Origin of the sequence: Affinundibacterium fentianense (assembly GCF_018139545.1) — a bacterium.
GTDB lineage: Bacteria > Pseudomonadota > Gammaproteobacteria > Burkholderiales > Burkholderiaceae_D > Undibacterium > Undibacterium fentianense.
Genome location: NZ_JAGSPJ010000001.1, coordinates 189,324 through 202,493, shown reverse-complemented (window position 1 = coordinate 202,493; position 13,170 = coordinate 189,324). Strand labels below are relative to the sequence as shown.

At 47.2% G+C, this 13,170-nt stretch carries 13 protein-coding genes; 6 read left to right on the top strand and 7 right to left on the bottom strand.

All coding sequences use genetic code 11. From position 1 onward, the window contains the following. Positions 1 to 7: 7 nt before the first annotated feature. A complete protein-coding gene (locus KDM90_RS00870; RefSeq protein ID WP_212673730.1) occupies positions 8 to 1,522 on the top strand; it encodes a hypothetical protein in 1,515 nt (504 codons plus the stop codon). Positions 1,523 to 1,649: 127 nt separating this feature from the next. Here the strand turns inward: KDM90_RS00870 and KDM90_RS00865 are convergent, their stop codons facing one another. From KDM90_RS00865 to KDM90_RS00845, 5 genes are read right to left on the bottom strand one after another with little or no spacing between them, the layout of a single operon-like run. Beyond that, positions 1,650 to 2,333, bottom strand: coding sequence for a metallophosphoesterase family protein (locus KDM90_RS00865; protein WP_212673729.1), 684 nt, complete (start codon positions 2,331 to 2,333; stop codon positions 1,650 to 1,652). Then, the gene (locus KDM90_RS00860) at positions 2,326 to 2,511 is read right to left on the bottom strand and encodes an AbrB/MazE/SpoVT family DNA-binding domain-containing protein (protein WP_212673728.1); all 186 of its coding nucleotides are present in this window, start codon (positions 2,509 to 2,511) and stop codon (positions 2,326 to 2,328) included. The genes KDM90_RS00865 and KDM90_RS00860 overlap by 8 nt, the downstream gene beginning before the upstream one ends. Next, complete coding sequence (locus KDM90_RS00855) at positions 2,508 to 3,125, bottom strand: HAD family hydrolase (protein WP_212673727.1); 618 nt, start codon at positions 3,123 to 3,125, stop codon at positions 2,508 to 2,510. The genes KDM90_RS00860 and KDM90_RS00855 overlap by 4 nt, the downstream gene beginning before the upstream one ends. A 39-nt stretch (positions 3,126 to 3,164) precedes the next feature. Beyond that, entirely contained in the window at positions 3,165 to 4,577 is a 1,413-nt protein-coding gene (locus KDM90_RS00850; protein ID WP_212673726.1) for a DEAD/DEAH box helicase, read from the bottom strand. Between the two features lie 2 nt (positions 4,578 to 4,579). Next, entirely contained in the window at positions 4,580 to 5,104 is a 525-nt protein-coding gene (locus KDM90_RS00845) for a hypothetical protein (protein WP_212673725.1), read from the bottom strand. 61 nt (positions 5,105 to 5,165) lie between these two features. Here KDM90_RS00845 and KDM90_RS00840 point away from each other — a divergent pair, with 61 nt between their 5' ends. Continuing rightward, positions 5,166 to 5,444 carry a hypothetical protein gene (locus KDM90_RS00840; protein WP_212673724.1) on the top strand — a complete coding sequence of 93 codons (279 nt, stop codon included), beginning with the start codon at positions 5,166 to 5,168 and terminating at the stop codon, positions 5,442 to 5,444. Positions 5,445 to 5,508: 64 nt separating this feature from the next. On the opposite strand, the gene KDM90_RS00835 is transcribed toward KDM90_RS00840, so the two are convergent. Beyond that, the gene (locus KDM90_RS00835) at positions 5,509 to 5,955 is read right to left on the bottom strand and encodes an HAD domain-containing protein (RefSeq protein ID WP_212673723.1); all 447 of its coding nucleotides are present in this window, start codon (positions 5,953 to 5,955) and stop codon (positions 5,509 to 5,511) included. A gap of 181 nt (positions 5,956 to 6,136) precedes the next feature. Here KDM90_RS00835 and KDM90_RS00830 point away from each other — a divergent pair, with 181 nt between their 5' ends. The 4 genes from KDM90_RS00830 (at position 6,137) to KDM90_RS00815 (ending at position 12,721) form a co-directional block, all read left to right on the top strand. Then, on the top strand, positions 6,137 to 6,529 hold the full coding sequence (locus tag KDM90_RS00830) for a hypothetical protein (protein ID WP_212673722.1): 393 nt from the start codon (positions 6,137 to 6,139) through the stop codon (positions 6,527 to 6,529). 80 nt (positions 6,530 to 6,609) lie between these two features. Further along, positions 6,610 to 7,956: a TolC family protein gene (locus tag KDM90_RS00825; protein WP_212673721.1), complete on the top strand. Its 1,347-nt coding sequence runs from the start codon at positions 6,610 to 6,612 to the stop codon at positions 7,954 to 7,956. Continuing rightward, the gene (locus tag KDM90_RS00820; protein ID WP_212673720.1) at positions 7,953 to 9,557 is read left to right on the top strand and encodes an efflux RND transporter periplasmic adaptor subunit; all 1,605 of its coding nucleotides are present in this window, start codon (positions 7,953 to 7,955) and stop codon (positions 9,555 to 9,557) included. The genes KDM90_RS00825 and KDM90_RS00820 overlap by 4 nt, the downstream gene beginning before the upstream one ends. After that, positions 9,554 to 12,721 carry an efflux RND transporter permease subunit gene (locus KDM90_RS00815; protein ID WP_212673719.1) on the top strand — a complete coding sequence of 1,056 codons (3,168 nt, stop codon included), beginning with the start codon at positions 9,554 to 9,556 and terminating at the stop codon, positions 12,719 to 12,721. Before KDM90_RS00820 ends, KDM90_RS00815 begins: the two co-directional genes overlap by 4 nt. Here KDM90_RS00815 and cadR read toward each other — a convergent pair. Continuing rightward, entirely contained in the window at positions 12,700 to 13,146 is a 447-nt protein-coding gene (gene cadR, locus KDM90_RS00810) for a Cd(II)/Pb(II)-responsive transcriptional regulator (RefSeq protein ID WP_329605275.1), read from the bottom strand. The two genes, KDM90_RS00815 and cadR, sit on opposite strands and share 22 nt — an antisense overlap. Positions 13,147 to 13,170 lie beyond the last annotated feature (24 nt).

Genomic DNA, 13,170 nt, shown 5'->3' with positions numbered 1-13,170 from the left:
TGGAGGCGTGGAACTTGAGCAATACCCACCAATCCCGGAGCTACGCGGTAATTACGGGCCGCGATTTGTTGAACAGCGGACTTGTATCGAACTATTACCTGAAGTGAATTGGTGGCCTGGCAAACTGCGCTACTACGAGTCCCCTTTGTCGCTGGCCGCCAATTTCTGCGCGCTCAACTGCATAAATCTTAAGGAATTTCAGAAATTTTTTGGCTACACTGTAGGCCACGAGTACAGCCTTACAAAGGAAGATCTGTGTCGTATAGCTTCTCTGCTGAATGAAGATATCGACATAGTAGAGAGTATTTTCCATACCTCCGTTCACCTTGGGGACTTCGACGCTTATCACGTCCACGGTGAAAAGCTCTATTCGGACCGGGTTCATTATTGCCCGCGATGTGCTGATTCAGGGTATCACAGTCACCTTCATGAACTACCCTGGCTCAAGCGCTGTCCATTTCATCTTCGATCGCTAGAGTTGGCTCAATATACACACGTGAGTGCTTCAATTGCTTCAAGTAGGGTGAGTTCGACCAAAAAATTGATGATATCGCGTTGCCGAACGTGGCCAAGATGCGAGGAAATCGATCCGTTTATATCGAATGCACGAGAAAACGTCTATCTTCGGCTGCTGTTGGATTGGACGCGAAAATCTAGCGAAGCCGCTAAAGAGTTTTCTCGTGGCGAATTTTGGAATTCCGATTTTTTTCATCAGACCGGGGAGCGCTCATATAACCATTTGATGGGTCGACTTCAAAAGTTGGAATCGATGCCGGAGCTTATAGAGTCACTTTTCGTAGCCAGAGGTGAGAAATGCCATCTGGAGACACGCCATTTTCCAAGTAGCGTCCGTGATGAGATCTGTCGGTTGAGGCCGAACATACCGTTTTGGATGATATTTGCATTCTTTAAAGATGTTGCCATACGTTCTCATCAGCCCCCGCCGTATATGGGAAAGCTCCGTGCTGTACAGGATCAGATTAGAAGAAGGCATGGAGAATGTTGCTGCTCTTGGCGAAGGGAAAAAGCAGGTTGGGGTTATCATTGGCTTAAGACCGATCCCGACAGGCGGTCGAACTGGCGATTATTGTGCCCCTATGAGGTGGCGCTGGAAGAACTGGAACTGGAATTTGGAAATAAATACAATGTTCTTTCGAAGCGGAAAGCCAATGATGAAACCTACCGTTTTTTTCAAGAGTCGAAAGTCATGTACGATGCCAATTTAATTGAATACACTTCAGAAGCAAATGTCAACGCTGACGGGTATCTTTGTGCATATCCGCAGGCCTGGACGTGCTGTGAATGGAAGAAAACGTCGCCCTTGCAGGATTTGCTAAACGCAACCGCGGATTTCGAAATTGATTCGGCACAATTCAAAATCAACAGATGGCTCGACATGATTGAAAAGAACCGGGTTCATCCCTCGACGCGCGACGAACCTGGCAAGTGCGTGCGTTTGAGAGAAACGGACGATGGATTGCTTTTGATCAAATGGACACACGCCGACTGGGAAGAGAAATAGCATTTTCGTTGCGGGCTCGCGTGTTTCGAAAGTGATTTTAGTTCTAGCGATACAACAGCGCTTAACTTCGTACATACAGATCTCTTTAATCCGCAAAGATTCATAAATGAAGAGTGTTTGATTTACTTTAAAATAATTGAGTTAAAGTACCTTCAAACTTTGCAATGTTATATAACCCAACGCCATAAGCACTAAAGCCGAGAGATTTTCGCGATTGTTGGTAATCGTAGTCGTCATTATGATGACCATGAAAACTCCAACCTACGTTCATCGAGCGTGCCAGTTGGTCGATAGCGGAGAATCCATGGGGATGGCAGCTAGGCGCCTCATGCGTTACGAGAATGTCTGCTTTCTGACTAGCTAATGATGCATAGTCAATCGGGAATATGGTACTGCGATGCTTTCTGGTGAGTCCTCCACGCCACAAGTTTCCCTTACCGCCATGGTATGCGTAATCTTCTTGTGAATCGAACTTGGGAGCATTGGGCGGCAGCCACACTTGACCTCTAAAAACGCCACCAAGACCGGCAATTCTATACCCGCCAATGTCGACCACGCAGCCATGTAAATTTCGGTCGGCAAGGCCTGAGCTAAAAAGATGGTCAAAGTCAACATCAGAATCTGTGTCGAGATTCCCATGAATAAACCAGACTTCCGTCAGGCAGATAATTTCTTGGAGTTCGACTTCTAATGGCCTCTTGGCTTGCAAGTCGCCTAAGAAAATAATCGCGGCTGGTCGATGCAATTTCACTGCATCAATCACATGCTGAAACTCACCGTGGGTATCCCCGCAAAAAAATAGTTCAACCATATACTTTTACGAGAAGCAATTGCTCGTCGACGATATCGACGTTGATAACATCCCCTTCATGCCAATCGAGTTTCTCTAGTAATTCCTTGGGAAATTCGACATAGCAATCGCCGCTTCCATCGCCAGCATCGATCAGTGTGACTTCCCACTTGCTTAATGATTCGTCCGTTAAGTTCATGATGACAGTTTTGGTGAATTTTCTAGCCACCAATTGCTAAACATGCGTAGATCTTGGTGGCTTGAATCGATATTGTCGAGCTCGGTGCCGAGATTAGGTGTGCCATTCGTTTCCCGAGTGATGAGTGCGCGATGAATGGTCGGAGAAACACCGCGATGATAGGGAAGAAAATCATCTACAAAAACGATTGGATTCAACAAACTTAGCGCAGCCGCTTTGGGGCTCGTCGCACTGGCCGTATTGCTGGTCGCAATGACCCGACGAATAGGAAACCCAAGGTTCATCAAGTTCTCTAATCGTGCATTTTCGAATTTTGACTCAATGGCGCTGACACAAACTAGTTCAAATCCTGCATCGTGCAATTGATTGCAGGCGTCTATTGCACCATCGATTGCAGGGATAGTTCTCCAAAATTCTTCGTTAAAAAAACATCGAAACTGTACCAGTTCATCGCCCTCTAACTTACGTACATCCCAGCGATCTATTGGCCAATAGGCGTTTGGGTCCTTTAATGCAGGACAATGGTTAAATGCTTTCTCCCAAGCGCTACGATAAGCGACGTGATAGTCCAGTAATACGCCGTCAGCGTCCAAGGCAATAATCGGTTTAACCATGGTTCGTGTCTGAAGATTTCAGTAAATTTTCTATTATCCCTATCTTATAGAAAGTCCAAGTCGCATTGCAATTAGTTCTTGCTTGAATTTACCAAAAATATTAATGCTAGTCTCATAGGTATTTGCCAGTGTTGAACGCTCATGAGGGACATAAATATCCGAAGTCAACATAGACGCTTTCTCGTATGTTCGACCTAAGTCCAAGGTAAGTCCTTGATTGAATGACTTGTTTCTCTCTGTATTAGATTTTTGCGTTACTTCATTCTTTGTTTTTGACATCGAATCAAATTTTACGCTCAAGCCCTCTGGTATTTCTTGCGCCACACGCGTTGCGTATTCAATCAAATCTGGTTCAGCTGGCATGTAGAGAAAAGCATCACTCTTTGTTTCATCGTTACTTCGCAATATTCGTCCGAGTACCTGTCGAAAGTGAAGTTCAGTTTTGACCCGCGTCAGATGACAGCACACACGTAATCTTGGAATATTTGTACCTTCGCTGATCATGCCAACAGCCACAATCCACTTTTCTGAATTATGCTTAAACTCGTTGATCGTTTGCTGCGGATCTTCTACCCGGTACGTTGCCACATAGGCTTTTTCGCTAAAGCGATCTTCTAAAATTCTGACAATTTTATTTGCATGTTCGACCGATGCCGCAACAATTAATCCACCTGCATCAGGAATTTGTTTTCTGATGGTGTTTAGCTTACCCGTCGATTTCCCTATCAGATAGGCGATCAGCTCCTCGTTTTCGATTAGCTGTTGGTAAGAACATTTGGAATCTTTGAGTAATTGTCCGAACGACGAATATTTAAAACTCTCACCATTTTGCTTAACGGTCACGTTGTCGTTATCGATCAAGGTAATCTGGGGTGTTCTGCAGACGTTATCCGAGACGGCCTGCATCAGTCCATAAATATAGTCGCAGTGAATTCGGTTATTTTGACAGTAACGGGAAAGCGCAATGGGAATTTGATCTGACCGCCAAGGAGTTCCCGTCAATGCCAATGTATAGGCAGCATGCCCTTGAATATTTTCAATAATTTTCTGACCCCAGGCATTCGCATTTTCTATCCCATCACCCGCGCAATGGTGGATTTCGTCGAAAATGACGAATATACGATAGGTCTCAAATAGTGCCCAAAACGAAGCATTGAGATGGAGCATTCCTTGATAGGTTAAAGAGCGACCTTTAGAGCCTAAAAGTCCATCCATCCGTAAATTGGTATGTGTCGCCAGTGCCGATTCAAAATCAGATGCCACTGTAACCGACGGAGAAAAACACAAAACAAGATCTATTTTATTTTCTAGAAAGAGTCTATTGGCTAGTGTTGACGCCATGACAGTTTTTCCAGCCCCAGGCGTTGCTAAGCAAAGGAAATGGTTTTCTTTGGTCGCGAATTTTCGCCATGCAAGTTCAATGCACGCTGACTGCCACTTTCTCAGTTTCATGATTATCGAGAACTCAATGCGATCAGGTTTTCAATTGCTTTTACTTTGCCTAATAATTTAGAGCATCTGTCTCGTGATTCGTTATAAAGCTCTTGAATTTGCGCGCCAATTTCTGGTAGCTCTTTATAAATGGCGTCGTACTCTTCGGCCTCGCCGATGGCAGTGAGTAACATCAATTTTTGTTGATTAAGACGGTCAGTCAAATTTTTTCCGAGCGTATTCTTTTGCACCAAAGGTTCATTCTTTGTTGTGTTAGACGATTGATTTTCGTTTGTGAGTCGCTCACTAAACTGATCCGTCATTTTGTATTGTTGCGCACGTCCCTGAGAGGCTACTTGAACAATGTCACCTGTCGATAAGAACCTCAATATGTTTCTATGAACAAATTGCCTGGCAGATTTTGATTCGGAATGAATTTTTGACGGTGTCGTTAAATACACCTCAAGTGCTTTGCCTATTGTAAAAGTCTTGCCGGCCAATAACCGAAAAGTGTCGATTACTTCCTTTTTAAATTTTCTTTGCTTCATTTTGCGTCAAGGTTTTGTATCGAATTTCGCTACATTGTATCGCGTATCTACTATCGCTACAATGAAAACTTCCTCCTACTCACCTCATTATGAAAAACTGCGTGCTTGGCTGAAGCTGAGGCGTTCGGTGTCTTCATTAACATTGCGTGAGATTGCCCCCATCATTGGTGCTCACTTCACGAGCGTCGGGAAGATGGAGCAAGATCGAAAGAAAATTGAACTTGTAGAATTCATCAAGTACTGCCAGGCCATCGATGCTGATCCACATGAAGGCTTAGAAATTATCATTCAGTCAATCGCTGAACAAAATCATCGTAAGAAAAAAGTCTCTGAAAAATAGCAATCATCTATTCCCTTGAAGACACCGGCTTCAAATCGATGTCAACCATAGCACGCAGTTTTATCTACGAAATCGATAACAACGTACGCAATCGCATTTCAGCGACTTCATCAAATCCAATTGCTGATGCTGTCTTGATTAAATTGGGTATGAATGGTCGGAACAGGTATGATTTGTCATCAATCGCGATCCATGACTCCCACGGTTCTGGTGAGTTCCGTAGCCAGGCCTCAATTTCTGTCTGACGTTGAAATCCGATCACTTCCAGTAATTCGGCGCAGTCACGCCAATGCGGTGTCGTACCAATAATTCGATGACGGATTGTTTCACTAAAAAAGCCTCGTAGTTCATGGAGTGAGCGATTTTCTCGCCAGGTACTGCTTATCACAATTTTTACTGAAGGGAAATCGTGGAGTACCATTTCCAGTTTAGGTAAAAAACAAAAAAACTGAGTGCGATCAAAACATGGCTCTGGATGCAGCACGCCATCGAAATCAAGAAACAAAATCATTATTTACATCTTCATAATTAGTTGCAACAGTCAATCGTCTATTAAGCATTTTATCGGGCATCGTCAGTGAGGCGACAAAATGTCGCTCCAAACTAAGTTTGAATCCTTACAAAATGGTAACTTGACATGTGCTGCTAGGTTCACCTATTCTGCACCAAGAGTCTATTAAGAAGTTAAGAAAATGCATCGTCGATTTCGCATCCTTACCATTTGTATTGCGCTATTTAGCATTCTGTTTATGCAGTGTGCTGTGGCGTCATACGTCTGTCCCGGTATGCCGGAAATGATGGCGATGTCGATGGACGTCGATTCTTCCGACATGCCAAACTGTGAAGGCATGGATAAAAATCAACCGGGTCTTTGCCAAGCTCACGCCCAAGATACGCAAAGCAAACAGTCTTTAGATAAACCTGCATTCCCTGATGTTCATCCTTTTATCGCGACGGCTTTAATATTCGCTTTAAATGCCAATGATTATGATAGATTTTTAGCTTTCGCTAAGCCTGAATCGATCATCGCAAGTCGCTCCAACGCACCGCCCATCACTATCCTCAACTGCTGTTTCCGCATTTAATTTCAGATTGCCTAGTCCTTTACTGTTGAGCTGTTATCACTAACTGCTCACGATATTGTCTATTGCTATCTGGAGATTTTATGTCATCTATTTTCGTCACGCTGACTGCAGTGCGACACAATACTTTTGCTATTGCTCAGCGAATTAGTTCGTCCATTTTGATCATTGGATTAGTCCTCGCATCTTTCAACGCACTCGCCGCCGATGGTTCACTGACTTTATATGAAGCGCAGCAACTTGCGGTCAAACGATCACGCCAGGTAGTCGCACAAGATATGACAGTGAAAGCGTCACGTGATATGGCCATAGCCGCAGGTCAATTACCTGATCCTGTCTTAAAAGTTGGTATCGATAATTTACCATTAAGTGGGCAAGATCAATTCAGTTTAACGCGCGATTTTATGACGATGCGTCGCATCGGTATCATGCAGGAAATACCGCGTGCTGACAAACGTCAGCTGCGCGCCGAGCGCTATGAGCGCAACACAGAAAAAACCTTGGCAGAAAAAGATAACACGATTGCCGCTATTTATCGCGATACTGCGCTTGCCTGGTTAGAACGCTATTACGCTGAGCAAATGCTCGCAGTGGTGATGGAGCAAGTCAATCAAGCGAAGCTGGAAATAAAGACTGCCGAGGCAGCCTATCGCGCCGGACGCGGTAGCCAAGCGGATATTCTGGCCGCACATAGTGCCTTGGCGTTAGTAGAAGACCGCTTTAGTGAAATCGGGCGACGCGTCCTGAGTGCCAAGGCCATGCTGGCACGTTGGATTGGTGAAACGGCACAAGCGACGCTGATTGGGCAACCGGCCATCGACAATATTCCCTTGGATATGGCAAGGCTCGACACGCAATTAAGTCATCACCCACAAATTACAGCGCTGACATGGCAGGCGACTATTGCCGACACGGATGTAAAACTTGCGCAAGCAAACAAAAAAGCGGATTGGACGATTGAGGCAACATTTCAACAACGTGGCCCAGCCTATTCGAATATGGTGTCGGTCGGCGTATCGATACCGTTTCAGTGGGACCAAAAGAATCGACAAGATCGCGAACTCGCTTCCAAACTCGCCATGGCCGAACAGGCTAAGGCTGAGCGCGACGAAATATGGCGTGCCCGCGTGGCGGAAATACGCAGCATGATCTATGACTGGCAAAGCGGTCGGGAACGTATGACGCGTTTTCAGAATCAATTAGTCCCTCTTGCAATTAGTCGCACAGAAGCCGTCATCACTGCCTATCGGGGTGGCAAATCCAATCTTGCTGAAGTGTTGAGTACGCGCCGCAACGAGATAGATGTGCGTTTGCAGGCGCTGCAATTGCAAGCGGATACCGCTCGTTTGTGGGCGCAACTGCAGTTCTTATTTCCAGTCGACACACAGGATGGACATTTGTCCTCAATCCTCAACAAGGAATTCCAATGAAAACCAAGAAAAATATCCTCATGCTTAGCCTTGTTATCCTCATCCTCGTCAGTGGCTACGGGACATATCAACTTGGCAAACGGCAAGGAATGAAGACTATCACACCGCCGATAAGCGATGCAGTTGCCCCAATACCCAAAGCAGGAGGTACTGTTAAGAAGGTCCTGTATTGGCATGACCCGATGGTACCAGGTCAAAAATTTGATCAGCCGGGCAAATCTCCTTTTATGGATATGCCATTGGTACCTGTGTATGCCAATGGCGAGGACGATGACGGTAAGGTCAGCATCAGTTCGCGTGTTCAGCAGAATTTAGGGATACGAACGGCAGAAGTCACCACAGGCAATCTGGTACCGAATGTGGTCGCGGTGGGGAGTATTGCTTACAACGAGCGCGATGTGGCACTGGTGCAGGCACGTAGCAATGTCTTTGTAGAAAAACTGTACGTGCGAGCACCATTCGATGTGGTGCGCAAAGGCCAGCCCCTGGCTGAACTGTATGTGCCAGATTGGATTGCCGCTCAAGAAGAGTATTTGAGTGCCAAACGCCTGCAAGTGGGTGCCATGGAAGGCCTGTTGGACGGCGCTAAACAAAGGATGCGTCTGGTGGGCATGAGCGATGATCAGATACGCATGATTGAAGCCAGCGGCAAAGTTCACTCGCGTCTTACGATTACCGCGCCGCTTAATGGCGTGATCTCTGAACTCACAGTACGGGAAGGCATGACGGTGATGACCGGCGCATCCTTATTCCGTATCAATGGCAACGCGACCATTTGGGTTAATGCTGATATTCCAGAAAATTTGTCTACCCAAGTACGCACCGGCAATACTGTCGAGGCGCGCACGCCTTCACTGCCGGGTACAGTTTTCAAGGGCAAGGTCGGCGCGATTCTCCCACAAATCGATACAGTCACCCGTACGCTAAAGGCACGCATCGAACTGGCCAACCCTTCCGGCCAACTGGTGCCGGGGATGTTTGCTACGCTTAATTTTGATGGGCTTGCGCGCAAGGAGTGCTTGTTGATACCCACCGAAGCGGTGATAGCGACGGGAAAGCGCAGCGTTGTGATGGTTGCACAAGAAAATGGTACGTTCTTACCGGTTGATGTTGTGATCGGTATGGAAAGCAAGGGGCAAACCGAAATCATTAAAGGCCTGGAGGCAGGACAAAAGGTTGTCGTTTCTGGTCAGTTTCTTGTCGATTCCGAAGCCAGTCTGAAAGGAACGGCAACTCGCATGAGTGACACGTCGGCATCACCCAACAATAGCAGCACTATGGGAGCAACATACCGTGCCGAAGGTAAGGTCGAAAAAATCGATAAAGAGACAATGACGATTTCGCACGGACCGATTCCTGCTTTGCAGTGGGGATCGATGACCATGGGCTTCAAATTGCCAGCTGGCGGTTTGCCGAAAAATGTTGAAATTGGCGACACCGTCATCTTCGAAATACGCGCAATCAAAGAAGGCGTATTTCAAATCATCACCATTGCGCCAACGATTGCTACGCCGAAGAAAGACATGCCAGCTAAGACAACGAAAAGCGAAACGATGAGCGATATGTCAATGCCTTCCGTACCTGCAGGAGCGAAAAAATGATGGCTAAACTAATTCGTTGGGCTATCGTCAACCGCTTCCTGGTATTGTTGGCGACGTTGATGATGAGCGCTTGGGGGATCTGGGCATTTTCACGCACGCCGCTTGATGCGATTCCTGATCTGTCCGATGTTCAGGTGATTATCCGCACCAGTTATCCGGGTCAGGCACCGCAGATCGTCGAGAACCAGGTTACCTATCCACTGACGACGACCATGCTCTCAGTACCTGGTGCCAAGACGGTGCGCGGTTATTCTTTCTTCGGTGACTCCTTCGTCTATATCTTGTTTGAGGATGGCACTGATCCCTATTGGGCACGTTCGCGCGTGCTTGAATATCTGAATCAAGTGCAATCCCGCCTGCCGCCGCAAGCCAAGACCGCCTTAGGTCCTGACGCCACCGGTGTTGGATGGGTCTATGAATACGCCTTGATCGACCGCAGCGGCAAGATGGATCTGTCGCAGTTGCGTGCCTTGCAGGATTGGTTTCTTAAATTTGAATTGAAGGCGGTTCCCAATGTCTCTGAAGTCGCTAGTATTGGTGGCATGGTACGCCAATACCAGATTCAGCTCGACCCGGACAAGATGCGAGCCTACAACATCACGCATAGCAAGATCATAGAAGCGGTGCAAAAAGCCAATCAGGAAACTGGCGGTTCGGTACTGGAATTGGGTGAAGCCGAATACATGGTACGTGCCTCTGGCTACCTTAAATCACTGGAGGATTTTCGCAAGATCCCATTGAGCACCACGGATGCAGGTGTGTCAGTGCAACTGGGTGATGTGGCGCGAATTCAAATTGGGCCAGAAATGCGGCGCGGTATTGCTGAACTCAATGGCGAAGGCGAAGTAGCTGGTGGTGTGATCATCATGCGTTCTGGTAAAAATGCGTTGGAGACGATTGCCGCGGTGAAATCCAAGTTGGAAAAACTTAAAACGAGCTTACCCGCTGGTGTTGAGATCGTGCCTACTTATGACCGTTCACATTTAATCAAACGTGCTGTCAGCAATCTGGAACACAAACTGATCGAAGAGTTCATCGTCGTTGCCATTGTTTGTGCGCTCTTCCTGTTTCATTTGCGCTCGGCGTTGGTGGCGATCGTCACTTTGCCTATCGGCATCCTGATTGCTTTTATCGTCATGTACTACCAAGGCGTGAATGCCAACATCATGTCCTTGGGCGGCATCGCCATCGCAGTCGGTGCCATGGTCGACGCGGCAGTCGTGATGATAGAAAACGCCCATAAGCATATCGAGGCATGGAATCATACGCATCCCGGACAAGAACTGACGGGAGATGCGCATTGGCGCGTGATCGGCGATGCTGCGGCCGAGGTTGGGCCAGCATTGTTTTTCTCGTTGTTGATCATCGTGCTGTCTTTCATTCCGGTGTTCACGCTGGAAGCCCAAGAAGGACGCTTATTTTCTCCTTTGGCTTTCACTAAAACTTATGCCATGGCAGCTGCAGCCGGTCTGGCGGTAACACTCATACCTGTATTGATGGGCTATTTGATACGCGGCAAGATTCCGGATGAGCAAAAGAACCCACTGAATCGCTTCTTAATTGCACTGTATCGTCCACTGCTGGAAGGCGTCTTACGCTTCCCTAAGATGACGTTGTTGATCGCTAGTTTGATTGCGCTTGCGACGATCTGGCCAATGTCCCGTCTAGGAGGCGAGTTCATGCCACCGCTCGATGAAGGCGATTTGCTGTATATGCCGTCAGCTCTACCTGGTTTAAGTGCTGGCAAAGTCACTGAACTATTGCAACAAACCGACCGTTTGATTAAAACGGTACCGGAAGTGCATAGTGTATTTGGCAAGGCTGGTCGTGCTGAATCGGCGACTGATCCTGCGCCATTGGAAATGTTCGAAACCACGATCCAATTTAAGCCGCGTGACCAATGGCGCGCCGGCATGACCACCGACAAGTTGATTGAAGAACTCGATCGCACTGTCAAAGTACCCGGGCTATCGAATATCTGGGTACCACCGATCCGCAACCGTATCGATATGCTGGCTACTGGTATCAAGAGCCCGGTGGGCGTCAAGGTTGCGGGCGTGGATTTGAAAGAAATTGATCGCATCACTGGTGATATTGGACGCGTCATTAAACAAGTACCTGGTGTGTCATCTGCTTTAGCTGAGCGCTTGAACGGTGGGCGCTATATCGATATCAATATCAATCGGGATGTCGCAGCGCGCTACGGCTTAAATATCGCCGAGGTGCAAAGCGTGGTATCAGCGGCCATCGGTGGCGACAATATTGGTGAAACGGTTGAGGGCTTACAGCGCTTCCCGATCAATGTGCGTTACCCGCGTGAAGTGCGCGATTCGGTCGAAAAATTGCGTCAATTATCGGTACTGACGGAGCGCGGTGCACAGATTCGCTTGGGGGACGTGACTGACATTCGGATTAACGATGGCCCACCGATGTTAAAAAGCGAAAACGCGCGCTTATCAGGCTGGGTCTATGTCGATATCCGTGATCGTGACCTGAGTTCTGCCGTACAAGACATGCAAAAGGCCGTCGCTAAAGAAGTTAAATTGCCAGCGGGTTATTCGATTTCCTGGTCTGGACAATTTGAATTTCTGGAACGGGCAACAGCCAAACTTAAAATCGTGGTACCTGCCACGCTCATGATTATCTTTGTGTTGCTATACCTGACCTTCAAACGTGTGGATGAAGCAGTTTTAATCATGGGTACCTTACCATTTGCTTTAGCTGGCGGTATCTGGCTCTTATGGGCGGTGGAGCATCATCTTTCCGTCGCCAGCGGTGTCGGTTTTATCGCCTTGGCGGGTGTCTCAGCGGAATTCGGCGTGATCATGTTGCTGTACTTAAAGCACGCTTGGGAAGACCGTTTGGCAGCAGGAAAAACCAGCGAGCTAGATTTACTGGATGCGATTCGTGAAGGTGCCGTTTTACGGGTACGTCCCAAGGCAATGACCGTCGCGGTCATCATCGCAGGTTTGGTACCTATTATGTTGGGAGACGGTGCCGGTTCTGAAGTAATGCAGCGGATCGCAGCGCCCATGGTCGGCGGCATGATTACGGCGCCATTGCTATCAATGTTCGTAGTGCCTGCGGTCTATCTTTTACTACGTCGCAGACAATTGAATAAAGCGCGTGATGGGTCTACACATCAATGGCAGCCACCACGATGACTACCTAAGTTCTTACCCGGCAATCCTTCTGTTGTTGCAAGGTTGTGCAGAATCCCGCAATTTTTGCCAAGAGTTGGATTGTCGCAAAGACTCCGTAGGTGGGTGAGTTGCTTTTGTAATTGTAATAATTCGGTAATGCGATGCGCAACGTGCTCAATATGTTTATCCAATAGGTAGTTGACCTCAACACAGGTTTCTTGAGGGGCGTCTTTATATTGCAAAAGTTGGCGAATTTCATGCAAGGTCATATCTAACGATCGGCAATGACGAATAAATTGTAGCCTCTCCGCATGCATCTCACTATACAAACGATAATTCCCTTGCGAGCGTACAGCGGGAGGCAGTAGTCCTTCTTTCTCATAAAAACGGATAGTCTCGACCTGACAGCCAGAACGTTTCGCAAGTTCGCCAATTTTCAGTTCCATTTGAATTACTCCCGTCAACAAATA